A 22,015-nucleotide genomic window follows, 5' to 3' on the forward strand; every position below is an offset into this window, starting at 1 on the left:
CGAACAAGCCGGTTGACCCCGGTCAGCGGCGTTGGAACGCCCGCAGTCGACAGGGGATGCCGACATAGGTCGGATGGTGGGGAGCGGCGCCGATCTCGATCCACTCCTGCGTGAGGGTGGCATGGAAGCCTCGGGAGGCTGCGGTGGTCTCGTCCCCGGCGTAGACCAGCAGATCGCCGTCGTAGAAGTCCAGTGCGGCCTGGGCCATGGCGGATTCGCGCGGCGGGTGGACGAGCAGCAGCGCGCGCTGGGCGTGCAGGCAGGCATCGGCGGTATTGCCGAACGCGACATCGGTCCACAGGTGGTCCCACGTCGCGGATTTGTTGTCCACCGCGATCACGTCGGCTCCGGCCTGACGCAGTTGCCACGCCCAGTAGCCGCGGCCCGCGCCGATCTCGAGCAGATCGCGTCCCTCCGATACCTCGCGGATCCAGGAGATGTCGGCGGGGGAGGGTATCGACGACGCGTAGGTGCGTACCAGCAGATCGCGCACGGAATCGCTGAACGCGACGGCCCAGCGATCGCCCGGTTCGACACCCGCGCGCGGCATCAGGCGCAGGAACCGCCAGTACGGGTCGTCCGCGGTGTGGTCGCCGACACCCTTGTCGGCGGGGGTTTCCGCGAGCCGGGGAAACGGCGCCGCTTCCCATTGCTCGATCAACTTCTGCTCGATGAGCGCCAGTCGTCGATCGACAGGTTCGGAATCCGGTGCTGGACTGGTCGCCACATCGAGACCAGCCGTTCCCGGGAGTGTCACCGGATCGGACACGCCGGTGCGCACGGGCGCGCGCTCACGCGCACCGCGCCTGCGCTGCCGCGGCTTCGTCGGTATCGGTGACCAGCGGTGCGGGTGCCGACTGGAATCGCACGCCGCTCGGCTGGACCTGCTGCGCCTGCGGGCCCTTCATGCCGACGACGACTCGGAAATCGACGGGGCAGCCCTCCTCGATCAGATGGCGGAACTCGTCGGGGATGTCCTTGCTCTCGACGAGCAGATCGGCGCTGCCGTCCGCGGCGGCGATGAAGCCGAAATGCTTGGTCTCGTCGAACCATTTCACCGTGCCCTGCATGAATACTCCTGACGTGTACAGAGACATGACTTCGGAAATCGGAGCGGTCAATCTGTGTTCGGGGGTAGTTCGCGTGGCTCACGGTCACGGATTGCTCAGGTGACCCGCCCTCTCGGTGACATCTCCTCGGACAACAGTTCCGAGTGTCGATCGAATCCCGCGGTGCAGCGTTGAAGGTACGCCATGCGCGAGCGGCGCCGATGATCCCGGCACCGGAACGCGGTGGCGCTCGGATTCCGTCGGTATCGCAATAGGTGTGCCGTCCCTCTCGAATATCGGCGGTGATCGTGGAACGAGTGCTCGTCAAGACGTCGATCGAGGTGGGACGCGGTGTTACGCCCGGGGAGCGAATGGGGGAGTGCAGCGGGCAATCGCCTTGTGCCAGTCGTGATTTTCGGGATTCGAGTCTGTTCGGCCCGGTCGTCGTGGACCTGAGGGCTGATTCGATCGTGCCCTCGCGGATCCGCGGAAACGGTTGCTGATAACCGACCGGTTGGCATGACGCAAAGCCTCGGCTACCGGAAACAGTGTGCCGAAAAATTTGATTGATATCAATCCGGTAAATCCGTGATCTGCATGGATCTGCTCGCTAGAGTCCACGGCTATGACCGACGGATATGGCGGCGCGTGCGATGGCACCCCCGTGTGCGATCCACCGGCAATCGAGAGCCGTGGTCGTGGTGGCCGCTGTGTAACGGTGCGGCGCCACTGTCGAAGAGTCAGAGCGATCGTGCATACGAAAACGGGAACCTCCTCCCGTCCGCCTCGGCGACGACCGATCCGCGAGGCGATACCGCGGAGGTGTTCCCCGCAACTTCACGGAGGTACGGCATGAGAAGTGAACAGGTAGCCTGGGCCGATCTGCCGCCCATGTACGTCCCGCAGGCGAGCGAACACGCCACGTCGCAGGAGGATGCCGAATTCGCCGCCCGTCTCGACGGGCTGATCACCGCGTGGGAGTCGGGGCACGGCCGCCCGCTCCAATATCGTTCGCTGGTCGAAGCGCTGGCGCACAGGGGGCAGGTGACCTCCGCGTCCTACGTATCGATGCTGCGTCGCGGGCACCGCCGCCATCCGCGGCCCGAACTGGTCGAGGCGCTCGCCGAATTCTTCGACGCCGACGCGCACTGGCTCCGGACCGGAATCCGCCGGGGGGAGCGGCGCACCGACGTCAGTGCCGTCGCGACCGTCTCGCACTACCCGCTGCGGCGGCTGCTGCTCGCGGCCATCGACCTGTCTTCACCGTCGTTGTCCATGCTCGCCGATCTGGCCGAGCGGATCAGGCCGGGCGACGCCGACCTGCCGACGCTCCGGCACACGGCCCGCCTGACCGACGTGTCGTAGCCGGGCATTTCGCGAGGTGGCAGGGGGATCCAATACCGATTCGCGCCGTATCACCGATTTCTGTCCGGCCGTATAACTTGGGGTAAGCCAACTTTCGGTACGTGAGTGTCCGCGTTTCCCGACGTTTGCTCGGGCCGATCACCTATTTCTCCCCGACGAGCCGTTCACTCGATAACTGCTGTGGTTTTGTCGTCGCTCGGAGCGGCCGAACCCGGCCGTGGACTGCGTCGGCCCGATGTCTCGGGCCGCAACCACGAAATCGAGAAGGATACTTCGTGATCGAAATCTCGCGTATCGCGTCGGTCGCTTGCGCTGTGGTCGCGGTGGTCGTGCCGGTGACCGCGCACGCGGACGAATCCGTCGACCATGACATCGAATACAAGATCACTTCGTCGGATCACCTTGTGAAAACCACACTTACGGGCGGGACCTTCGTGATCGAAGAAGACCACCGCGCCTTCACGGTGCTCGATCGCACCGGCGCGCCGGTCGTCCGCGTGCCGACGCGATTCACGATGGGGGACAGGGAGGTGACGGCCGAACCGGCGCTGGGTGCGAACGGAACCGAATTGCGGTTGGTCCCCGGCGCGCCGAAGCCCTCCACCACCCCCGTTGTCGAACCCGTCGCTTCCCCGCTCGAGGACAACGCCGCGTTGAACGAGTTCTCGACCCGGTTCGGTCTCGCCACCGCGATCGGCGCGATGGTCGGCAGTGCGGCCGGACTCGTCGTCGGATGTGTCTTCGGCATGCCGCTGTTCGGATTCGGATGCCTGGCGGGCGCGGCGGCGGGAGCGGGACTCGGCGGAATACTCGGAACGATCGCCGTCGGTGGTCCGGTTATGGTGGTGTCGGCGGTAGAGTTGCTCAACACGCTCAACGCTCCCGCCGGTTCGAGCAAATGGGCGCAGAACTATTATCTCCAACCGGCGAATTAGTCTGCCCGCCAACCCTCTCTGTCGGTAGCATGATCGCGCTGATATCGGGTGGCAACGGTGATTCGCCCTCGCACTTTCAGCGTTCGATGGACCTACCTCGTCGGAGCCGGTGGTTTGCTACCGAATTCCGAAGCGTTTCGCAGTGCCGCACAGGGCGGTTCGGAGTGGCACGGGGTGAGGATGCACGGATATCGACCCACCAGATCCATTTTTTCGATGTATCAGAGAGGTTGAGTAATGCAGGGAAATCGTGACACGGCGGCCCGCCGGACATTGGCCGCTCGTGCGGCGGTCGTGGCGTTCGCCGGTGTGGCGCCGGTGCTCGCACACTCCGTGGCGACGGCCGCGCCGATCGAGGGACCGGGCGCGGGCACCTCCTACCTGACATCCGGTGACGAATCGGCCTCCGCCCGGGACGGCTCGTACACCGCGATCGCCGAACAGGTGCTCGACGCGCAGACCGCGCGCAACGACCTCACCCACAAACGGCAGGGTCCGTCCGCGTTCGAGATGGTCCACGTCGACCCGGGCCAGCTGCGCGTCCCCGACATCTTCGCCATGGCGCCCCCCGTCGCTCCGATCGAAGCGCCGGAAGGCCAGGTCCGCATCGGGACCATGCAGGTCGGTGTGCCGGACTGGATTCCCGCCGAGCCCATCGATCAGGTCAACGACGCCGCGGCGGGTGCCGAGGCGGGGCTCGCCCAGGTGCTCGACTCGGCCGGCTTCGACCCCGGCCGGTCGGACCGCATCGCCGCGAACGTCCTCGGTTCGGCGGCCATCGGCGCGTCGGTCGGTTCGACATTGGCCAGCCCGATCGCCGCACCGGGCGCGGTCATCGGCGCCGTCTCCGGTTTCATCGCGGGCACCGTCTTCGCGCCCGCCGGATGGTTCGTACTGACACCCGTCGGCGCCGCCATCGGATACGGCATGGTCGCGGCGCCGTTCATGCTCGTCGGCGCGGCGGCGGGCGCCGTCGTCGGCGCGGTCCAGGGGTATACCGACAACACACCGGTGATGCCGCCCGTCCAGTAGTCGTTCCGCCGCAGGGCAGGACGTGACCACTCCCGGGGGTGTGCATCGAAATTGCGTCATATGAGACGTCGAATCACCGGCGGTGGGGGACACGCCCGCACCTGCTTGGCGGATTCTGAACAGTTGGCCCACGCGGCCTCGAAATTGTACTTCGGTGCTACCGGACCGACGAGCACACAGTCGGATCATGCGCGCTTCTTCGAGCGGTGGCCGACCCACGTACCCCACCGTCCTGCGCGAAGTTCTCGGCGGCGGGTCTGCCAGTCCGTGCTGGGTCGGGTTGCGCTCGTATTGCGACACCACAGGGCCGGGCCTCGGCCGTGCTGCGGGCGGGGCCGTGTCGCCGCCGGACCTGCTGAGGCGAGGCCGTGTCGCCGCCGGGCCGTGTCGCCACGTTGTCGCTGGGCCGCGGCCCAGCCGGGGCCGGGTCGAGTTGCCGCCGGGCAGGGCTGAGTCAGAGCCATGGCCGGGTCGGGGTGGGCCGCTGGCGCTCGAATGTGGTTACCGGGGTTCCGCGCACGTCGAGTTCCCGCTCGGCCGACGAACCGATCATCCGGTTCGTCGGCCGCAGAGGAGGGGAGTGCGGCGGTAGCGCGTCCGCGACCGCCAGGTTTCGGGTAAGCGTGCGTCCGTGCGTCCGTGCTCGACGTCACCAAGAACTTTCGGCACTCACCCGACCGACAGGCAGCCCTGCAAGGTTTGGAAATCTCCGGCGAATCCCACACCGCCGGTGCAGGTCGGCACGGTTGTGCCGGGGACCGTCACGGTCGCGCCCGGTCCCGCGATGCCGATGGCGAGTCCAGGCCGTACGCCCGCCGCTGTCACCGTCGCGCCGGGGCCGAGCGCGATCGCCGCGGGGCCGGACAGCGTCGTCGACGTCGATGTCGCGACGCCGCCGTTCTGGGCGATAGCCAGTGACAGGCTCGTCGGGCCCGCGTCGGCCGAGGCGTCGCCGTCCAATCCGTAAGCGGCCGCGGCGCCGCCCGCGCTGGTGGCCGAACAGCTGGCTCCGTCGGCGTCGGCCGCGGTGGCGCTCGTGCCGGGAGCCGGACACGCCGTGGTCTCCGCGTTCGCGGTCGCGGTGCCCAATAGGCACAGGCCGATTGCCGCGGGGGCCACCGCGAGCACCGTGGCCGTTCCTCGGCGGGTGAGGGAAGTGTTCATCGCAACTCCTGCCCGCGATCCCGCCGGTCGACGGATCGGCCGATGCGGACCGCTCGCCCACGGCGATCACGGGAACTCGATCATGCGGATATCGGTGTGCCGCGCCGACGCATCCCGGCGCCGCACCATCCACGGTAGCCGCTATTCGATGCAATTTCGATGCATCCAGCGAATCGGATCCGGACCGAGGCCGGGCCGGAACCTGGTATCGGTGTTCCGCACGAGCGAGACGGCCCGGCGGAAGGCATTTCGCCGGAAATCTCGGCATCTCCGGTTTCGGAAATTCGCTACTGCCCGAAACCGCGGCGGGCTACTATCTCCCGAGATGCTCACCCGGCTTGCCGTAGGTGAGCATCGCCATTTTCCGGATCCCTCGGGAGCGCCCACCCGGCCCCGGCGACTTGCCTCCGACAATCGACGGCACCGAGCCTGTCACCTTCCGCGACGGTCAGCAGTCGGCTCCCGTTCATGCACGAGGAAATCCGTTCGGGTGATCCTCGGCCGACGGATCGTCAGTGCACGCGGGCGCGAATCGAATCGGCGTGCGCGCGCAGCGCGGCGGGCAGGTCCGCCAGATCGACGGTATCGGCGCGGTGTTCGATGACGCACGCCTGCGCCCATACCGCGAGGCTGTACCCGATACCCGCCCGTTCGAGCAGCAGCAGCGTGCGGGCCAGCGGGTCGATGCCGACGCGCACCGCGAGTTCGTCCAGGGCCGCCGCGATCTGAGCGCCGGTGCCGCTGTGACGCGCCCGCCACCACAGATGCCTGCTCGCGGGCCACGTCAATTCCACCAGGCAGTCCAGCTGCTCGGCGGGATCGGATTCGGGCCGTGTGACCATCGGAAGCATTTTGTCCCGTGAGCCGTCGATACGTGCTCATCTTCGGGATCGCGCGGCGTTTCCTGTCCGAAAACCGCTTCGGCGTGCCGCGTCCGATCGGCGGTCGGCGGCCGATATCGAAGACCGGTCCGGTTACCATCCGGAAAACTCGTTCAGGGGGCGCGCCGCACGCCGCGGACGCGGGTTCGGGCATCGAATATCACAAACCCACTGGTCAGGCTGTGAGGTTCGGGGTGCGGCGCTGCGGGTGCGGTGTTTCGGCAGCTCGACGACATGCAACGAGTTCGTGACGCTGTGGGCCCGGTGTCCAGCGCGAAGCGATCCGGTCGCCTACATTTCCGGAAACGGGTGGTGACACCCGGGTTTCCCTTATCCGAAATGTGGAGGGCTGCTGTGTCTGTTCGAACGGTTCTTGGCAGGGGCGCCCTACGGGCCGTATGCGTCGTGGCGGGTGGTGCGCTGATACTGACGGGCTGTACCAACAACACCGAGGAATCCGGCCCGGCCGTTCCGAAGGTGTCGGTGGACAAGGTCGACGCGATCGCGGCGACACTTCCCGAGAAGATCACGCAGTCCGGCAAACTCGTCGTCGGCGTGAACGTCCCGTATCAGCCCAACGAGTACAAGGACGCCGACGGCAAGATCGTCGGATTCGATGTCGACCTCCTGGACGCCGTCGGCTCCGTCCTCGGCGTGAAGGTCGAATACGTCGAGTCCGCGTTCGAGAAGATCATCCCGGCGATCCAGGCGGGCACCTACGACGTCGGCATGTCGTCGATCACCGATACCAAGGAACGTCAGCAGCAGGTCGACTTCACCGACTACTTCAAGGCGGGCGTCCAGTGGGCGCAGCAGATCGGCAAGCCGGTCGACCCGGACAACGCCTGCGGCAAGAAGGTCGCCGTGCAGGCCACCACCATCGAGCACACCGAAGAGGTGCCCGCCAAGAGCGAAGCCTGTGTCGCCGCGGGTAAGCCCGCGATCGATATCAAACCGTTCGACGAGCAGAGCGCCGCGACCAATGCGCTGGTTCTCGGGCAGGTCGACGCGATGTCCGCCGATTCGCCGGTGACGGCGTACGCGATCAAGAAGAGCGACGGCAAGATCGAGGCCGCGGGTTCGGTGTTCGACTCCGCCCCCTACGGCTGGGCCGTTCCGAAGAATTCGCCGCTGGCGAAGGCGCTCCAGTCGGCACTCAATCATCTGATCAAGAACGGGCAGTACAAGACCATCACCGAGAACTGGGGTGTGCAGGAGGGCGCGATCACCGAATCGGTCATCAACGGCGCCGAGAGCTGATCGATGTCGGATTCCGTGCCCGGCACCGTGTCCGGCGAACCCGGACGCGGTGCGGCAGGGGGCGAACCGGAACCGATCAGAGCGGTTCCGCTGCGCCGCCCCGGCCGCTGGATCGCCGCCGCCGTCGTCCTCGTGCTGCTGGGACTGTTCCTCTACGGCGCCGCCACCAACGAGGCCTACCAGTGGAACACCTACGGCAAGTACCTGTTCGACACCAGGATCCTCGCGGGCGTGGTCGTCACCCTCGAGCTGACGGTGATCGCCATGGCCATCGCCGTCGTGCTCGGAACAATCCTGTCGGTGATGCGGCTCTCGCCGAATCCGGTGCTGCGCTCGACCGCGTGGGTGTACCTGTGGATCTTCCGCGGTACGCCGGTCTACGTGCAGTTGGTGTTCTGGGGCCTGGTGCCCTCGCTGTACCGTCAGATCGCTCTCGGCATCCCGTTCGGCCCGCAGTTCTTCCATCTCGACGTGCAGGGGTTGCAGGCGGCCTTCGCCTTCGCCGTCCTCGGGCTCGGCCTGAACGAGGCCGCGTACATGGCCGAGATCGTGCGCGCCGGAATCAATTCCGTCGGTGAGGGGCAGCGCGAGGCGTCGACCGCGCTCGGCATGTCGTGGACGCAGACCATGCGCCGCACGGTGTTGCCGCAGGCGATGCGGGTGATCATCCCGCCGACCGGCAACGAATTCATCGGCATGCTCAAGACCACGTCGCTGGTGACCGCGATTCCGTTGAGTACGGACCTGTTCGGCCGTGCCCGCGATATCTACGGCGTGAACTTCCAGCCGATTCCGCTGCTCATGGTCACCGCCACCTGGTACCTGGTCATCACCAGCGTGCTGATGGTCGGGCAGTTCTACCTGGAGCGCTACTACTCGCGCGGGATATCCAGGCAGTTGACCGCCAAGCAATTGCGGCAATTGGCCGACGCGCGGGGTGTGGTGAATCCGAAATGAGTCATGATCTCTCGAAGGGTGCGGAGGTCGGGGTCGACACTCCGCCGATGATCCTCGCCGACCGGGTGTGCAAGAGTTTCGGTGCGCTCCAGGTGCTCAACGGCATCTCGCTCGAGGTGGCACGCGGTGAGGTGCTGTGCCTGATCGGGCCGTCCGGTTCGGGTAAGTCGACGTTCCTGCGGTGTATCAACCATCTGGAGCGGGTCAACGCCGGACGGCTCTACGTCGACGGCGACCTGGTCGGCTACCGGGAGAAGGGCGACAAACTCTACGAACTGCATCCGCGCGTCGCCGCCGCGCAGCGCCGTGACATCGGCATGGTCTTCCAGCATTTCAACCTGTTCCCGCACCGGACGGCCCTGGAGAACATCATCGAGGCGCCGACGCAGGTCAAGAGGATTCGCAAGGCCGAAGCCGTCGCGAGGGCGAACGAATTGCTGGACCGGGTCGGTATGGGCGACAAGGCGAATGCCTATCCGGCGCAGCTCTCGGGCGGCCAGCAGCAGCGTGTCGCCATCGCGCGCGCCCTGGCGATGGATCCGAAATTGATGCTCTTCGACGAACCGACCTCGGCGCTGGATCCGGAACTGGTCGGCGAGGTACTCGAAGTGATGCGTGAACTCGCCCGCGACGGTATGACCATGGTCGTGGTGACCCACGAGATGGGTTTCGCGCGCGAGGTCGCCGATCGTCTGGTGTTCATGGACGGCGGGGTGGTCGTCGAGGCGGGCGTGCCCCGCGAGGTGCTGGCCAACCCGGAACACGAACGCACGAAAGCGTTTCTCTCCCGACTGCTCTGAAAACTGTGTAGCGACAAGAAATTACGGCTGTGGGCCGGGTGCGCGACGGCGGCCCGGCCCACAGCGTATTCGGTGCTACCGCATCACGGTCCGGGGACGAAGAGGAATCCCACCCCGGCGCCGATGACCGCGCCGATGGCGCAGCCGGCGATCGCGCCGACGACGAAGAACCAGATGCCGAGCGCGATGCCGATCAAACAGCCGATACCGGCGCCCGCGAGAACGGTGATCGGGCCGCCCACCTCGTGGGTACCGGGAATGTCGCGCGAGAGCGGACCGCCGACCGGGGTCAGACTCAGCTTCGTGGCCGAGGCGTCGACGACGGGGGTGACCTCGAAACTCTGTCCCGCGTCCGTGCGCAGTGTCGTCGGAATGCTGCCGACCACCGCGCCGTCGTCCGCGCGGACCTCGACCGCGTCGGGTGTCACGACGAACGTGCCGGAAGCCAACGAGACCAGCGCGCTCGAGTGGTCGGCGGCCAGACTCGCCGTGTAGGCGATCGGGCCGTCGGTCGCGTCGAAGGAGACGTCGGCCAGTCCGGCTTCTCCCTGCGCTGTCGCGGTCGCGATTCCGGTGGCGGCGATGGCCATGAACGCCGTCGTCACCAATTTCTTGATAAACATGGGTCTCCATTCCTTACCGTTGGACGTTCCCCGACGAACGGCACCGGACGATGCAGATGTGATCTTCACGGCGATCACGCGATTTCGAGTGCGAGTTCGCGGTATTCGCTGCCCCCGAATTCCGGTTTGTTTCGTCCCCCACGGGGAACGGCCTCCGATGCGACCGTGCCGCGCTGATCTATTTCTCGGCGACCGGAGACGAGTCGTCGCGCCCGACGCGCGCCACCCCCGGATTCCGGCGTATCCATCGCACCACCGGTCCGGCGAACATCCCGGAAAGCCGGGTGTAGGGCCAGATTCCGACGATGAGCAGCAGGATCAGACCGCGCGCCTGGTAGATGAACGGCGCGTCCCGGATGGTTTCGGTCTGCGGGTGCAGGGTGAACAGCGAGCGGACCCAGGCGAAAAGGGTTTCCGCCGTGCGATAGCGATCCCCGGTCGAATTCGGGTCGAACCGGACGATGATCCCCGAGAACAGGCCCGCCGCCAGCGCGGGCAAGGTGATCCGGTCGAGCGGGGTGACGCTCTCGCGCGGCGGCGCGGCGATCAGATCGGGCAGGAACAGCAGCACCGCGCCTGCCGACGCCGCCACGACACCCGCGCATTCCACGACGACCAGGCCGATGAACAGTCCGCCGACGGGATGGTTGTCGGGCCCGGAGGTGAGCAGGTCGATCACCCGCGCCGCGATCACGAGCGCGAATCCGGTCCGGAACGCCGCCCGACCCGTGCGCTGCGCACGATCGGTGTCGGGCGCGGCGGTGAAGGCACGGAACCGATCGCGGCGGTACTGCCAGACGTGGCCGATGACGAACGAGGCAAATGCCGTGTACGGCAGGATGATCCAGAGCTGCGGCAGCATCGTTCGCGATCACTTTCGGCATCGGGGGCAACGGCGCGCACCACTGTGTCAGGGTGCGCGCCGCCCATCTAGGGGCCAATGGCACCTACCCGGGAGTCAGGCCCCGCGCCTCGGCCGAGCGCGCGATCGGGTCTTGCCGCCACGGCCGAATGCGCTATCGTAGTGATATCACTTTGATACCCGGAGGATGTCATGAAGCTCAGGTCCGCTTTCCACGTCAACGGTTTTCTCGTGCTGTTGGCCTGGTTGGTGCTCACCCTCTTCTTCGGCGCCGCGGCCGCCGTCGGCTATGTCGCCGCGGCGGACGGCGGGAATGTCCCCGCGCTGGTCGCCGCGATCGTGGCGACCGTCGTCGTGGTGGTGCTCCTGCTGCTGGCGACCGGGTTGACGGTGATCAACCCGAACGAGGCGAAGGTGGTGCAGTTCTTCGGCCGCTACATCGGGTCGGTGAGCGAACCGGGCTTCTACTCGGTCGTGCCCCTGACCGATCGCAAGAGCATCTCGCTGCGCGTGCGCAATTTCGAGACCCAGAAACTCAAGGTCAACGACGCGGACGGCAATCCGGTCGAAATCGCCGCGGTGGTCGTCTACCGCGTGGTCGACAGTTTCAAGGCGGCATTCGCCGTCGACGACTACGAGGAGTACGTCGAGACCCAGTCCGAGGCCGCAGTCCGGCATCTGGCCACGACCCACCCCTACGACGCGCACGACGCCGAGCGCACCAGCCTGCGTGACGGCGCCGAAGTGGCGGAGGAACTGACCGTCGAGTTGCGCGAGCGCACCGAGCTGGCGGGTATCGAGGTGCTGGAGGCCCGCATCACCCACCTCGCCTACGCCCCCGAGATCGCCCAGGCGATGCTGGTGCGTCAGCAGGCCGCCCAGGTCGTCGCGGCCCGCACCCACATCGTGGAGGGCGCGGTCGGTATGGTCGGTCTCGCCCTGGATCGACTCACCGCCCAGGGTGTCGTGCAACTCGACGAGGAGCGAAGGGCCGCAATGGTTTCCAATCTGCTGGTGGTGCTGTGTGGCGACCGCGCGACCCAGCCCGTCGTCAACGCCGGCACTCTCTACAACTGAGTCCCGGCATGGTCGAACGCAAGAAGCTACTGCTCCGTCTCGACCCGGCCGTCCACGAGGCCATGGCCAAGTGGGCGGCCGACGACTTGCGCAGCATCAACGCCCAGATCGAATTCGCGTTACGCCTCGCGCTCGAACAGGCGGGACGTCCACCGAGACGCAGGGGCGATGACACCGCGACATGAACGCGGCCAAATACCGCGTTTCCGGGGTGGGAGCGGGCAGGATGTACAGCGATCCACCAGCAATCCCCTACTTCAGGAGCGAGCGATGCAAGGCACTGTCAAATGGTTCAACGCGGACAAGGGCTTCGGCTTCATCGCCCCTGACGACGGAAGCGCGGATGTGTTCGTCCATTTCAGCGCCATCGGTGGCAGCGGTTTCCGCAGCCTCGATGATGAACAGCGCGTGGAATTCGAGGTGACGCAGGGCCCGAAGGGTCCGCAGGCCGATAACGTCCGCCTGCTCTGATCTCGTCGGTCGATGCCACGGACTCGTGACAGCAGCGCCTGCCGGGTCCTGGCATCGCATTCGGCGAACGAGGCCGCAACCTGATCATCGATCGCCTGTCCTCGATCGGGTCGGCCTCGGTAGTAATCCACCGGCAAACACCCGCCCGGCTGTGTGATCGGGGCGGATGCCGTCAGCTCGCCGGTTTGGCGCTGACGAAGATGGCGGTTCCCGGGAAGATCTCGCCGCGCAGCGGACTCCACTGCCCCCATTCCCGGTCGAGCCATTCCGGCCAGTCGGGTTCGACGATGTCCTCGACGACGAGGCCGGCGGCGACGAGTTCCCTGACCCGATCACCGATCGTGCGATGGTGTTCGACGTAGGTCGGTGTGCCGTCCGCGTCCACCTCCACATACGGGGTGCGGTCGAAGTACGGGATGGCCGCGGTCAGCCCGGCCCTGCCCGGATCGTCGGGGAAGATCCAGCGCAGCGGGTGGTTCACCGAGAACACCCAGCGTCCGCCGGGGCGGAGCACCCTGGCCACCTCGCGCATCACCCGCGCGGAATCGGCGACGAACGGAATGGCGCCGAAGGCCGAACAGGCGAGGTCGAAACTGGCGTCGGCGAAGGGCAGATCCTCGGCGCCCGCCTGGACCAGCGGCACCGTCGGTCCGCCGCGCGCCATCGCCGCGAGTCCGCGCTCCAGCATTCCCCGCGACAGGTCCAGGCCGACCGGCAGTCCGCCGTGTCCGGCCAGCCAGCGCGAACAGGGCGCCGAACCGCACCCGATCTCCAGGATCCGCTTACCCTCGATATCGCCGAGCAGGCGCATATCGCCCTCGTGCAGACCCTCCGGACACCAGACGAACTCGCCACCGGGGGAGTCGACGCCGAGGAAGTCGGCGTGGGTCTCGTGGTACTGGATCGCGTCGGCGTCCCACCACCGGCGACTGGCGTGCTGACTGGCGGCGGAACCGATTCGTGTGCGCGCGGTTCCGGTGGTTCCCAGCAGTGCGTTTGCTTGCGCATGGCGATCTTCCGACACGCTGAAACCTTATCCCGGCGTGGCGTGCGGACCGGTTTGCCCGTGCCGACCAAGGTCGCGTACGCTGAACCAGCGAGTGCCTTCTGTACTGGCGTACCGATGTAGTCGAAGGTGACGATCCACCGACGGCTACAGTGTAGTGAGTAACAGGGGGCCCGTGCTGAGTTTCACAGTTGGTGAGTGCGGTACGTTCCTCAGTGTCCGTCGTCGCATCGTCGCGGTGATCTCGCAGCGTACCGAAAGTTCCAATGTCCGCAACCGACCACAATCCGTCCGGAGCAAACCGACACATGCCCACCACCGTCACCTCGCCGCAGGTAGCCGTCAACGACATCGGCTCCGCCGAGGACTTCCTCGCCGCCATCGATGCCACGATCAAGTACTTCAACGACGGCGACATCGTTGAGGGAACCATCGTCAAGGTCGATCGCGACGAGGTCCTGCTCGACATCGGTTACAAGACCGAAGGCGTCATCCCCTCCCGCGAACTCTCCATCAAACACGATGTCGACCCGAATGAGGTCGTTTCCGTGGGTGATGAGGTGGAGGCCCTCGTCCTCACCAAGGAGGACAAGGAAGGCCGCCTGATCCTGTCGAAGAAACGGGCGCAGTACGAGCGCGCGTGGGGCACGATCGAGGAGCTCAAGGAGAAGGACGAGGCCGTCAAGGGCACCGTCATCGAGGTCGTCAAGGGCGGCCTGATCCTGGACATCGGTTTGCGCGGCTTCCTCCCGGCGTCGCTCGTCGAGATGCGTCGTGTCCGCGACCTCCAGCCGTACGTCGGCAAGGAGATCGAGGCCAAGATCATCGAGCTGGACAAGAACCGCAACAACGTGGTCCTGTCCCGCCGCGCGTGGCTCGAGCAGACCCAGTCCGAGGTGCGCTCCGAGTTCCTGCACCAGCTGCAGAAGGGCCAGGTCCGCAAGGGTGTGGTCTCCTCGATCGTCAACTTCGGCGCCTTCGTCGATCTGGGCGGCGTGGACGGCCTGGTGCACGTCTCCGAGCTGTCCTGGAAGCACATCGACCACCCCTCCGAGGTCGTCGAGGTCGGCAACGAGGTCACCGTCGAGGTTCTCGACGTCGATCTGGATCGCGAGCGGGTTTCGCTGTCGCTCAAGGCGACCCAGGAAGATCCGTGGCGTCAGTTCGCCCGCACCCACGCGATCGGTCAGATCGTTCCGGGCAAGGTCACCAAGCTGGTTCCGTTCGGTGCGTTCGTGCGCGTCGAAGAGGGCATCGAGGGCCTGGTGCACATCTCCGAGCTGGCCGAGCGCCACGTCGAGGTTCCGGACCAGGTCGTCGCCGTCGGTGACGACGCGATGGTCAAGGTCATCGACATCGACCTCGAGCGTCGTCGGATCTCGCTGTCGCTGAAGCAGGCGAACGAGGACTACCACGCCGAGTTCGACCCGTCGAAGTACGGCATGGCCGACAGCTACGACGACCAGGGCAACTACATCTTCCCCGAGGGCTTCGATCCCGACACCAACGAATGGTTGGACGGCTTCGACAAGCAGCGCGAAGAGTGGGAAGGCCGTTACGCCGAGGCGGAGCGTCGTCACAAGATGCACACCGCGCAGATGGAGAAGATGGCGGCCGACGCCGCGGCCGAGGCCGCGAACGGCGGCGGTTCGTCCAACTACTCCTCCGAGAGCGGTGGCGGCGCGCAGTCGTCGTCCTCCTCCAGCCCGGCCGAGTCCGCCGGCGGTTCGCTGGCCAGCGACGCCCAGCTCGCGGCCCTGCGGGAGAAGCTCTCCGGCAACGCCTGATTCGAGTAGTAGACACCACGGCGGAAGGCCCCGGTCCACACGGACCGGGGCCTTCCCCGCGTCCCGGCCCCTTTCCTCGCTCGCGATCGAGACCGCTTCCGCATGTCGGGCGGGTACCCTGAGCTGCGATGTCCGATGTCAGCGTGGAGTCCTCGGCGGGCGTGTGGGAGCGCAGGAAGCGCGAGGCGATGAGCCGTATCCAGGCGGTGGCACTGGATCTGTTCGAGGAGTACGGCTACCGGGCGGTGACGGTCGAGCGGATCGCGAGCGCGGCCGGGGTGTCGGCCAGTTCGGTGTACCGGTATTTCGGTGTCAAGGAGATGCTGGTCCTCTACGACGAACACGATCTGCGGATTCTCGAGGCGATCAGGGACAGCGGCGGTGGCGAACCCATGCCGCCCGCGGACCTGATCGCGGCCGCCAGGCTACTGGCGCCGATGCTGATCGAATCGATGCTGACGCGCGAGACCGAACTGCGGCTGCGCAGGCGGATGCGGTACGTGACGACCATTCCGGAGATCGCCGACGCGCAGAACCGGCAGATGCGGGATCTGGAATCACGGATCGTCGCGTTGTTCGCCGAGCGCACCGGCGGAGATCCCAACGATCTGCGGCTGCGCGTCGCGGCGGCGACCGGTGTCTGGGGGATCATCGCCGCGCTGAATCATTGGACGACAGCGGATTTCGTTCGCCCGCTGCGTGAGGTCTACACCGACGCGGTCGACGCCGTCCTCAGTGCGATCGAACGGATTCTTCTCTAGCGGAACCGAATCGCGGCAACCACCAATTCCAACGCCCGAACATCTGCATGAACGCGGGCACCAGCACCAGGCGCACGATCAGCGCGTCGAGCGCGATCGCCACCGCGAGCGCGAATCCGATCTGCTGGAGTTCCAGCACATCCGCGGTGACGAAACTGGCGAACACCGCGACCATGATCGCCGCGGCGGCCGTGATGGGCCGGGCGGTGCGCTGCAATCCCTCGGCGACGGCGACGGCGTTGTCCGGATTGCGATCCCACGCCTCCTTCATCCGCCGGATCAGGAACACCTCGTAATCCATGGACAGGCCGAACAATACGGCGAAGACCAGCATCGGCAGATAGACCTGGAGGAATCCGGTGCTCTCGAAGCCGAGCAACGATTCGCCGATGCCGTGCTGGAAGACCGCGACCGTGATTCCCAGTGCCGCACCGGTAGCCAGCAGATTCAGCAGAATCGCCTTGAACGCCAGCACGATACTGCGGAACGCGAACACGAGGAAGGCCAGCGAGACCGTCAGCACCAGCCCGATCACCAGGAACAGTCGATCGGTGATGCGTTCGGAGACGTCGGCGAAGGCGGCCGAGGTGCCGCCGATGTGGATCTGCGCGCCGGTGACCCCATCGGCCTCGGCACGGATATCGGCGGTCAGTTCGGCGACGGCGGTCGAGTCGAAGGTGTCGCGTGGCACGACGGTGGCCAGCACGCGCCCGTTCGCCTGTTGCGGGATGACCCGGACGACCCGTTCGTCCGCGGAGAGGCCGTCGACGAACGCCGCGACACCGGTCGAGGCCGACGCGGTGAGTGGGCCCTCGTCGGGACCGGTCGCGACGAGAGTGATCGGTCCGAGCAGTCCCGGCCCGAAATTGTCCTCGACGAGGGTGGTGGCCCGGCCGCTCGGCCGTTCCCCGAGCGAGCCGATCCCCATGTCGACGCCGTACTGGATACCGGTGATCGGGAACGCGGCCAACAGCAACGTGCCGACGCCGAGCGCGCCGAACAGCACCGGTCTGCCCATCACCAGGCGCGCCCACCGCGCCCAGTTGTTCGACGCTGTCGCCGAACGGGTCTCGGCCGGTCGCAGCCGTGCGGGCAGTGCGCCGCGATTGATCGCGGGCCCGAGTACGGCGAGAAGGGCGGGCAGTAGCGTGAACGCGGCGGCGAGCGTGGCGACGACCGCGGTGACCACGCCGATCGCGATTCCGGTGAGCATCGGCAACCCGACCACCGCGAGCGAGCACAGCGAGATCATGACGATGATCCCCGACGCCAGCACCGTGCGGCCGGTGGTGTCGAGGGCGACGCCGATCGCGGCCTCGATATCGGCTCGCGCCCTGCGATCCCTGATGTCGCGGCGGGTCGATTCCTCGTTGAACCTGCTGACGATGAACATCGCGTAGTCGATGGCGGTGCCGGTGGCGATCATGGTCGCCACCGAGAGCATCAGCGAATCGAAGGTGAGGAAGGTGGTGAGTCCGAACAGGACGCCGACACCGACCGCGATTCCGGCGACGGTGACCGTGATCGGGATCGTGGCGGCGACCGCCGCGCCCAACGCGAGAACCAGCACCGCCGCCGCGACCGGCAGGCCGATCCCCTCGGCGCGCTGCATGTCGGCGGTCTCGATCGCCATCAGATCCGCCTGGATCGGCGCGTAGCCGGTGATCGACGCTTCGATCTCGCCATCGCCGATGCCCGGTTCGGAGCCCAGCGCGGATTGCACACGGATCGCCACGTCGACCCGCTCGGCCATCGACCCGTTCAGGCCGACGATGCCGAAGGCCGTATGCCTGTCCTCGGAGATCTGGATCGAGGGGATCCCGTCGAAGGGCCCGACCACCCCGGCGACGCCCTCGGTCGCGCGTGTGGTGGCGACGGCGGAATCGACGGCGGCCCGGAATTCGGGTGCGTCGGCGCGGTATCGGTCGGAATGGAAGACGATCACGTCCTGTTCCGCGCCCAGCTGCGAGAAATATTCGGCGGCAAGCTGTTCGACGCGGTTCGAGCCGGATCCGGGCACCGTGTAGTCGGGCGCGCCGAGGCGATCGTGCAGTGCCTGGTAGCCGGCGCCGCAGAGCAGGACCAGCAGCACCCAGCCGCCGAGCACGATCCGGCGATGGCGGGCCATGAACTCACCCCACCGGCCGACCGCCCCCGGTCGAGTCGCCGGTTGTGATCGTTCCACGGTGGCGTGCGTTGTCATCGGCCCTCCCGGAATCCCTACCTGAAAGTCACTATCAGATTTTCCTCAGTCTAGGAACTCCGGCGAGTGAGACGCAAGGGCAATGCCCGGGTGGATCGGTACCGCGTGGTACCGCGTCGTTCGCGCCCAGGTATGCCGTCGCGCCGGATTCGATTCCGTGCGGCATCCGAGACCTGAGCACCGGCTGTCCCGATGGATCGTCGCAGCGGCAGCGGCAGCGGCAGCGGCAGCGGCAGCGACCGTGACCGCGACCGCGACCGCGACCGTGACCGTGACCGTGACCACGACGGCGACCACGACGGCGACCGCGACTGATATGGTGCGATCGGGAGTGCGCGCGCGAGAATCCGCGGTGCGCAACGGATTCGGAGGCCGGGGGCGGTCGTGATCCAGGGGGAGTCCTTGAAGGTCGAGATCACCGACGACGTCGGCGTGTTCGCGGATCGCATCGACGGCATGCTCCGTCGTGATCCGTTGCGGCACACCGTCATCGCCACGGCCGTCGCCAACCGCCGTTCCGGGCTCGACACCGCCTCCGAGCCGTCGGTCTTCCTCTCGGCGCACGACGACGCGACAACGGTCGGTTTCGCGATCAAGGTCGCCGGTCGCGAGATCTTCCTGGGGGAATTGCAGGCCGCGAGTCTGGACGCGGTCGTCGAGGCTCTGGTGCGCGTCGCGCCACAAGCCGGCGGTGTGGAAGGCGTGGCCGACGTCGCGGCGGCATTCGCGCGGCGGTGGACGCGGATCTCGGGGGTGCCGTCCCGGCTCGCGTTCGTCAACCACCTGTACCGATCGGGCCCGCTGCGGTTTCCCGATGTGCCGGGATCCGCGCGGTGCGCCACGGACGCGGATCTGGCGCTGTGCGCGGAATGGCTGTGGGCGATGCACGACGAATCGGGTATCGGTCCCGGCGGCGGAAATACGGCCGCCCTGCGCCGTCGGATCGCGACCGGGCGCTGGTGGTTGTGGGAACGCGACGGCCGCCCGGTCGGTCTGGCCGCGCATCAGGCGCCGGCGCACGGCTGGTCCCGTATCGGCCCGGTCTACACGCCTCCCGGTGAACGCGGTAACGGTTACGCCTCGATCCTCACGGCGCACGTGGCCCGCATTATCGGCACGGAAGGGCTCGGCGCGTGTCTGTTCGCGGCGGCCGACAATCCGACATCGAACAAGATCTATTGCGCCATCGGGTTCGAACTCGTCTGCGATTTCGCCCACTACGCGTTCGGCTGACCGTCACGACCGTCGGGATTCAGGAGGAATTTGTGCTCTCCCAACCTGATCGACCTTCGGAAGATCTCGTCCCGGCACCCGTTCCAATCGGTGCTCTCCGTCCAGGACACCCGAGCCATGGACGAGATCGGGGGCAGTGCGGTCCGGATCAGCCGCGCACCACTGAGCACGACTCGATCCAACTCGGTTGTTGCCAGGTCCGCGTCGGTGAGGTCGGCGTCGGTGAGATCGACGAGATAGAGCCGCGCGTCTCGAAGACTCGCGCCCGTGAGGTCCGCGCCTCGTAGGCTTGCCTCGTCCAGTCAGGCGGCATTCAGTGTCGCGCCGGTCGATCTCGCCGACACCATCACGGTGCCGTAGATGTTCGCGCCGCTCAGGTCGGCGCTGTCCAGCACGGCGTCGGTCATGATCGTGTGTTCGAGGTCGGCTTCGACCAGGCTCGCGCCGCTCAGAATCGCCTCCGTCAGGTCGGCGCCGCGCAGGTCCGCGTAGTTCAGGTTCGAGCCTCGGAATCGCGTGCCCGTCGCGCTCATACGGAGTAATTTCGCGTGACTCAGGTCGGCGTCGTTGAGGTTCGAACCGTTCAGGGTCGCGAGGTCCAGATCGGCACGGTGGAGTTTCGCGTGTCGCAGATCGGCGTTTCGCATGTCGGCGTCGGCGAGAACGGCTCCGGTCAGGTCCGCGCCGATGAGGCTCGCGTCGTCCAGGGTCGCGTATTCGAGGTTCGCGCCCGCCAGTCTCGCGCCGTCGAGGTTCGCGCCGCCGAAATCCTCGCCGCGGAGATCGTGGCCGGACAGATCCGTCCCGCTCGGATCTCGCTTCGTCGGATCCCCGGTATCGACCACCCGCACACCATAGATCGGTCGTTTCGAGTCGACGTGATCCCCCGCTGGAGGATCGTGGTGGTTCCCGGGACGTGCGGCGCGGATCGGGCTCGAATATGGACCGACAGCACAAAGATTCGCGCGTGCGGGATTCGCCGGTAGTCTCCACCGGCATGGGCTCCAATTCGGGTAAGAACTCCTACCTCGACCAGGTCGTGGCGCAACAGGCCGCGCTGGAGGACGATCTGCGCACGCGCAAACCCGCACCGGCCGCGGCCTCGATGCCGCCGCCACCCGGCGCACCGGCACCGCGCGGCGCGATGGCGAAGCGGGCCGAGGCGATCGGCCCGAGCACACCGGGCTCGGGCCCCGGTCCGGTCGAGGTCAGGGTCACCGGATTCTGGCGTCGGCGCACCGTCCTGGTTCCGCCGAATGCCTTTGTCGTGCATACCCGTCGGGGCCGCGGCGAACCGCTGCACATCGGATTGGGTGTGTCCTTCCGGTTCAATCCGGCCACCGATTCCTATCTCGTCGTGCCCGGCGCGATGCAGACGATTCTGATCAACGCCTACTGCATATGCAGCGAACTACAGGGCGTCCTCGTCCAGGGATATGTGCAGTGGATCATCGAGGATTTCGGCACCGCCTACCGAAAACTGGATTTCTCCGACGCCGAGGATCCCATGCGGCTGGTCAACATCCAGCTGCGCGAACAGGCCGAGGCCGCGATCAAGGACAAGGTCTCCACGATGGGCGTGCGTGACGTGCTCAGCGATAAGCAGCCCATCATCGAGGAGCTGACCGCACGGCTGCGCGCGGTCGCCGAGGGCGCGGCGGACGCGGCCGACGGACGCGGCGATCACGGGCTGGGGCTGCGGATCGTCACCGTGCAGATCAAAGAGGCGGTGGTGAGCTCGTCGACGCTGTGGGAGAACTTGCAGAAGCCCTATCGCAGCGAACAGAACCAGATCGCCCGCCTCGCGGAACTGTCCGCGCAGGAGGTGATCTCGGCGCGGGAAACCGCCGCGCACCGCACGGCGGAGGAACGGCGCATCGAGAACGAACGCGAACTCGCCGATCTGCGGGCCGGACACGAGGCGTCCCGTTTCGACAGGGAGACCGCGGAACAGCTGCGCCGCACCACCCGCGAACACGACGATCAGCGCACCGTCGCCGATCTGGCCGCCGAGACGGCGCTGCACGCGCTGCGCCTCGAGCGCGAGCAGCACGCCGAACAGGCCGAGAACCTGCGCGGGCGTCAGGAATTGCGCCGCGAGGAACTGGACGGCGAACTGTCGCTCGCCGCCGCTCGCCGCCGCGCCGCGCACGAAGGAGAACTGCTGGACCTGGAACGAGATCGGGTCCGCGTCAGCACCGCCAACGAGCAGAACAGCGCCAATATCCAGGCCAGACTGATCGACAACCTGCCGCAGATCGTGTCGCAGCTCCCCGCCCCCGCCGAGCTCAAGACCTACCAACTCGGTGGCGACCTGTCCGGCCTGGCACCCCTGCTCGCCCAGATCTCCGGTCTGCTGAAGGCATGGACCGCGACGGACGGCCAGGGGGAGACGCGCGACCGGCTTTCCTCCTGACGCGGTCGCCTTCCGCCGAGGGCGAGCCGACGCCGTCCGTCCGCCGCTGCGCCGCAGGTGGCGGTGGTAGCGCCGCGCCGCGCGTCGGGTAGGGTCTGCGCCGATCGTGAACCTGGCTAGGACATTCCGGCAG

24 protein-coding genes are annotated in these 22,015 nt (G+C 67.0%); 14 read left to right on the top strand and 10 right to left on the bottom strand.

The annotated features are described in order from the left end of the window. Positions 1-22: 22 nt before the first annotated feature. Both OG225_RS04670 and OG225_RS04675 read right to left on the bottom strand, forming a co-directional pair. Positions 23-727 (bottom strand): hypothetical protein, encoded by a 705-nt coding sequence (locus tag OG225_RS04670; RefSeq protein ID WP_405180539.1) that lies wholly within the window; start codon positions 725-727, stop codon positions 23-25. A 64-nt stretch (positions 728-791) separates the two neighbouring features. Then, the gene (locus tag OG225_RS04675) at positions 792-1,070 is read right to left on the bottom strand and encodes a cold shock domain-containing protein (RefSeq protein WP_405180540.1); all 279 of its coding nucleotides are present in this window, start codon (positions 1,068-1,070) and stop codon (positions 792-794) included. A gap of 831 nt (positions 1,071-1,901) precedes the next feature. On the opposite strand from OG225_RS04675, the gene OG225_RS04680 reads away from it, so the two are divergent. From OG225_RS04680 to OG225_RS04690, 3 genes are all read left to right on the top strand, one after another. Further along, on the top strand, positions 1,902-2,414 hold the full coding sequence (locus tag OG225_RS04680; protein ID WP_405180541.1) for a hypothetical protein: 513 nt from the start codon (positions 1,902-1,904) through the stop codon (positions 2,412-2,414). Positions 2,415-2,689: 275 nt separating this feature from the next. Next, positions 2,690-3,349, top strand: a complete 660-nt coding sequence (locus OG225_RS04685; RefSeq protein WP_405180542.1) for an ammonium transporter — start codon at positions 2,690-2,692, stop codon at positions 3,347-3,349. Positions 3,350-3,586: 237 nt separating this feature from the next. Continuing rightward, positions 3,587-4,381, top strand: coding sequence for a hypothetical protein (locus tag OG225_RS04690; RefSeq protein ID WP_405180543.1), 795 nt, complete (start codon positions 3,587-3,589; stop codon positions 4,379-4,381). A 669-nt stretch (positions 4,382-5,050) separates the two neighbouring features. On the opposite strand, the gene OG225_RS04695 is transcribed toward OG225_RS04690, so the two are convergent. Together OG225_RS04695 and OG225_RS04700 are read right to left on the bottom strand one after the other, a co-directional pair. Continuing rightward, positions 5,051-5,545, bottom strand: coding sequence for a DUF6764 family protein (locus tag OG225_RS04695; RefSeq protein WP_405180544.1), 495 nt, complete (start codon positions 5,543-5,545; stop codon positions 5,051-5,053). A gap of 512 nt (positions 5,546-6,057) precedes the next feature. Beyond that, the gene (locus tag OG225_RS04700) at positions 6,058-6,387 is read right to left on the bottom strand and encodes a hypothetical protein (RefSeq protein ID WP_157978895.1); all 330 of its coding nucleotides are present in this window, start codon (positions 6,385-6,387) and stop codon (positions 6,058-6,060) included. Positions 6,388-6,765: 378 nt separating this feature from the next. Between OG225_RS04700 and OG225_RS04705 the strand changes: the two genes are divergently transcribed. The 3 genes from OG225_RS04705 to OG225_RS04715 are packed head-to-tail and all read left to right on the top strand — an operon-like array spanning position 6,766 to position 9,443. After that, complete coding sequence (locus OG225_RS04705; RefSeq protein ID WP_405180545.1) at positions 6,766-7,686, top strand: ABC transporter substrate-binding protein; 921 nt, start codon at positions 6,766-6,768, stop codon at positions 7,684-7,686. Between the two features lie 3 nt (positions 7,687-7,689). After that, a complete protein-coding gene (locus OG225_RS04710) occupies positions 7,690-8,643 on the top strand; it encodes an amino acid ABC transporter permease (RefSeq protein ID WP_405180546.1) in 954 nt (317 codons plus the stop codon). Between the two features lie 47 nt (positions 8,644-8,690). After that, positions 8,691-9,443 (top strand): amino acid ABC transporter ATP-binding protein, encoded by a 753-nt coding sequence (locus OG225_RS04715; protein ID WP_405183198.1) that lies wholly within the window; start codon positions 8,691-8,693, stop codon positions 9,441-9,443. Positions 9,444-9,526: 83 nt separating this feature from the next. Here the strand turns inward: OG225_RS04715 and OG225_RS04720 are convergent, their stop codons facing one another. Together OG225_RS04720 and OG225_RS04725 are read right to left on the bottom strand one after the other, a co-directional pair. Further along, positions 9,527-10,066 carry a hypothetical protein gene (locus OG225_RS04720; RefSeq protein WP_405180547.1) on the bottom strand — a complete coding sequence of 180 codons (540 nt, stop codon included), beginning with the start codon at positions 10,064-10,066 and terminating at the stop codon, positions 9,527-9,529. A gap of 178 nt (positions 10,067-10,244) precedes the next feature. Further along, the gene (locus tag OG225_RS04725) at positions 10,245-10,928 is read right to left on the bottom strand and encodes a respiratory nitrate reductase subunit gamma (protein WP_405180548.1); all 684 of its coding nucleotides are present in this window, start codon (positions 10,926-10,928) and stop codon (positions 10,245-10,247) included. Between the two features lie 192 nt (positions 10,929-11,120). On the opposite strand from OG225_RS04725, the gene OG225_RS04730 reads away from it, so the two are divergent. The 3 genes from OG225_RS04730 to OG225_RS04740 all read left to right on the top strand — a co-directional run bounded on the left by OG225_RS04730 (position 11,121) and on the right by OG225_RS04740 (position 12,476). Next, positions 11,121-12,005, top strand: coding sequence for an SPFH domain-containing protein (locus OG225_RS04730; protein ID WP_216909337.1), 885 nt, complete (start codon positions 11,121-11,123; stop codon positions 12,003-12,005). A gap of 8 nt (positions 12,006-12,013) precedes the next feature. After that, on the top strand, positions 12,014-12,190 hold the full coding sequence (locus OG225_RS04735) for a hypothetical protein (protein WP_216909339.1): 177 nt from the start codon (positions 12,014-12,016) through the stop codon (positions 12,188-12,190). Positions 12,191-12,275: 85 nt separating this feature from the next. Further along, positions 12,276-12,476 (top strand): cold shock domain-containing protein, encoded by a 201-nt coding sequence (locus OG225_RS04740; RefSeq protein ID WP_109529863.1) that lies wholly within the window; start codon positions 12,276-12,278, stop codon positions 12,474-12,476. 172 nt (positions 12,477-12,648) lie between these two features. On the opposite strand, the gene OG225_RS04745 is transcribed toward OG225_RS04740, so the two are convergent. Beyond that, complete coding sequence (locus OG225_RS04745; protein ID WP_405180549.1) at positions 12,649-13,500, bottom strand: class I SAM-dependent methyltransferase; 852 nt, start codon at positions 13,498-13,500, stop codon at positions 12,649-12,651. A gap of 290 nt (positions 13,501-13,790) precedes the next feature. On the opposite strand from OG225_RS04745, the gene rpsA reads away from it, so the two are divergent. Next, positions 13,791-15,269, top strand: coding sequence for a 30S ribosomal protein S1 (gene rpsA, locus OG225_RS04750; RefSeq protein WP_109529865.1), 1,479 nt, complete (start codon positions 13,791-13,793; stop codon positions 15,267-15,269). 128 nt (positions 15,270-15,397) lie between these two features. Then, positions 15,398-16,030 carry a TetR/AcrR family transcriptional regulator gene (locus tag OG225_RS04755; protein ID WP_405180550.1) on the top strand — a complete coding sequence of 211 codons (633 nt, stop codon included), beginning with the start codon at positions 15,398-15,400 and terminating at the stop codon, positions 16,028-16,030. Here OG225_RS04755 and OG225_RS04760 read toward each other — a convergent pair. After that, positions 16,002-18,233: an MMPL family transporter gene (locus tag OG225_RS04760; RefSeq protein ID WP_405180551.1), complete on the bottom strand. Its 2,232-nt coding sequence runs from the start codon at positions 18,231-18,233 to the stop codon at positions 16,002-16,004. The two genes, OG225_RS04755 and OG225_RS04760, sit on opposite strands and share 29 nt — an antisense overlap. Positions 18,234-18,425: 192 nt before the next feature. On the opposite strand from OG225_RS04760, the gene OG225_RS04765 reads away from it, so the two are divergent. Both OG225_RS04765 and OG225_RS04770 read left to right on the top strand, forming a co-directional pair. Beyond that, entirely contained in the window at positions 18,426-18,548 is a 123-nt protein-coding gene (locus OG225_RS04765) for a hypothetical protein (RefSeq protein WP_405180552.1), read from the top strand. A gap of 87 nt (positions 18,549-18,635) precedes the next feature. Further along, positions 18,636-19,466: a GNAT family N-acetyltransferase gene (locus OG225_RS04770; protein ID WP_405180553.1), complete on the top strand. Its 831-nt coding sequence runs from the start codon at positions 18,636-18,638 to the stop codon at positions 19,464-19,466. Here OG225_RS04770 and OG225_RS04775 read toward each other — a convergent pair. Together OG225_RS04775 and OG225_RS04780 are read right to left on the bottom strand one after the other, a co-directional pair. After that, on the bottom strand, positions 19,451-19,768 hold the full coding sequence (locus OG225_RS04775) for a pentapeptide repeat-containing protein (RefSeq protein WP_405183199.1): 318 nt from the start codon (positions 19,766-19,768) through the stop codon (positions 19,451-19,453). The two genes, OG225_RS04770 and OG225_RS04775, sit on opposite strands and share 16 nt — an antisense overlap. Further along, the gene (locus tag OG225_RS04780) at positions 19,769-20,311 is read right to left on the bottom strand and encodes a pentapeptide repeat-containing protein (protein WP_405180554.1); all 543 of its coding nucleotides are present in this window, start codon (positions 20,309-20,311) and stop codon (positions 19,769-19,771) included. It abuts the gene before it with no gap. Positions 20,312-20,463: 152 nt separating this feature from the next. Here OG225_RS04780 and OG225_RS04785 point away from each other — a divergent pair, with 152 nt between their 5' ends. Then, positions 20,464-21,882, top strand: a complete 1,419-nt coding sequence (locus tag OG225_RS04785) for an SPFH domain-containing protein (RefSeq protein WP_405180555.1) — start codon at positions 20,464-20,466, stop codon at positions 21,880-21,882. The last annotated feature ends 133 nt before the right edge of the window (positions 21,883-22,015 follow it).

The sequence above is a fragment of the Nocardia sp. NBC_01377 genome (assembly GCF_045040005.1).
Taxonomy (GTDB): domain Bacteria; phylum Actinomycetota; class Actinomycetes; order Mycobacteriales; family Mycobacteriaceae; genus Nocardia; species Nocardia noduli.

Coding starts and splice junctions, on each gene's coding strand:
- OG225_RS04695 (WP_405180544.1), bottom strand. CDS start 5,545: ATGAACACTTCCCTCACCCGCCGAGGAACGGCCACGGTGCTCGCGGTG.
- OG225_RS04700 (WP_157978895.1), bottom strand. CDS start 6,387: ATGGTCACACGGCCCGAATCCGATCCCGCCGAGCAGCTGGACTGCCTG.
- OG225_RS04735 (WP_216909339.1), top strand. CDS start 12,014: ATGGTCGAACGCAAGAAGCTACTGCTCCGTCTCGACCCGGCCGTCCAC.
- OG225_RS04710 (WP_405180546.1), top strand. CDS start 7,690: ATGTCGGATTCCGTGCCCGGCACCGTGTCCGGCGAACCCGGACGCGGT.
- OG225_RS04675 (WP_405180540.1), bottom strand. CDS start 1,070: ATGCAGGGCACGGTGAAATGGTTCGACGAGACCAAGCATTTCGGCTTC.
- rpsA (WP_109529865.1), top strand. CDS start 13,791: ATGCCCACCACCGTCACCTCGCCGCAGGTAGCCGTCAACGACATCGGC.
- OG225_RS04740 (WP_109529863.1), top strand. CDS start 12,276: ATGCAAGGCACTGTCAAATGGTTCAACGCGGACAAGGGCTTCGGCTTC.
- OG225_RS04705 (WP_405180545.1), top strand. CDS start 6,766: ATGTGGAGGGCTGCTGTGTCTGTTCGAACGGTTCTTGGCAGGGGCGCC.
- OG225_RS04760 (WP_405180551.1), bottom strand. CDS start 18,233: ATGACAACGCACGCCACCGTGGAACGATCACAACCGGCGACTCGACCG.
- OG225_RS04725 (WP_405180548.1), bottom strand. CDS start 10,928: ATGCTGCCGCAGCTCTGGATCATCCTGCCGTACACGGCATTTGCCTCG.
- OG225_RS04730 (WP_216909337.1), top strand. CDS start 11,121: ATGAAGCTCAGGTCCGCTTTCCACGTCAACGGTTTTCTCGTGCTGTTG.
- OG225_RS04715 (WP_405183198.1), top strand. CDS start 8,691: ATGATCCTCGCCGACCGGGTGTGCAAGAGTTTCGGTGCGCTCCAGGTG.
- OG225_RS04720 (WP_405180547.1), bottom strand. CDS start 10,066: ATGTTTATCAAGAAATTGGTGACGACGGCGTTCATGGCCATCGCCGCC.
- OG225_RS04785 (WP_405180555.1), top strand. CDS start 20,464: ATGGGCTCCAATTCGGGTAAGAACTCCTACCTCGACCAGGTCGTGGCG.
- OG225_RS04765 (WP_405180552.1), top strand. CDS start 18,426: ATGGATCGTCGCAGCGGCAGCGGCAGCGGCAGCGGCAGCGGCAGCGAC.
- OG225_RS04755 (WP_405180550.1), top strand. CDS start 15,398: ATGTCCGATGTCAGCGTGGAGTCCTCGGCGGGCGTGTGGGAGCGCAGG.
- OG225_RS04690 (WP_405180543.1), top strand. CDS start 3,587: ATGCAGGGAAATCGTGACACGGCGGCCCGCCGGACATTGGCCGCTCGT.
- OG225_RS04680 (WP_405180541.1), top strand. CDS start 1,902: ATGAGAAGTGAACAGGTAGCCTGGGCCGATCTGCCGCCCATGTACGTC.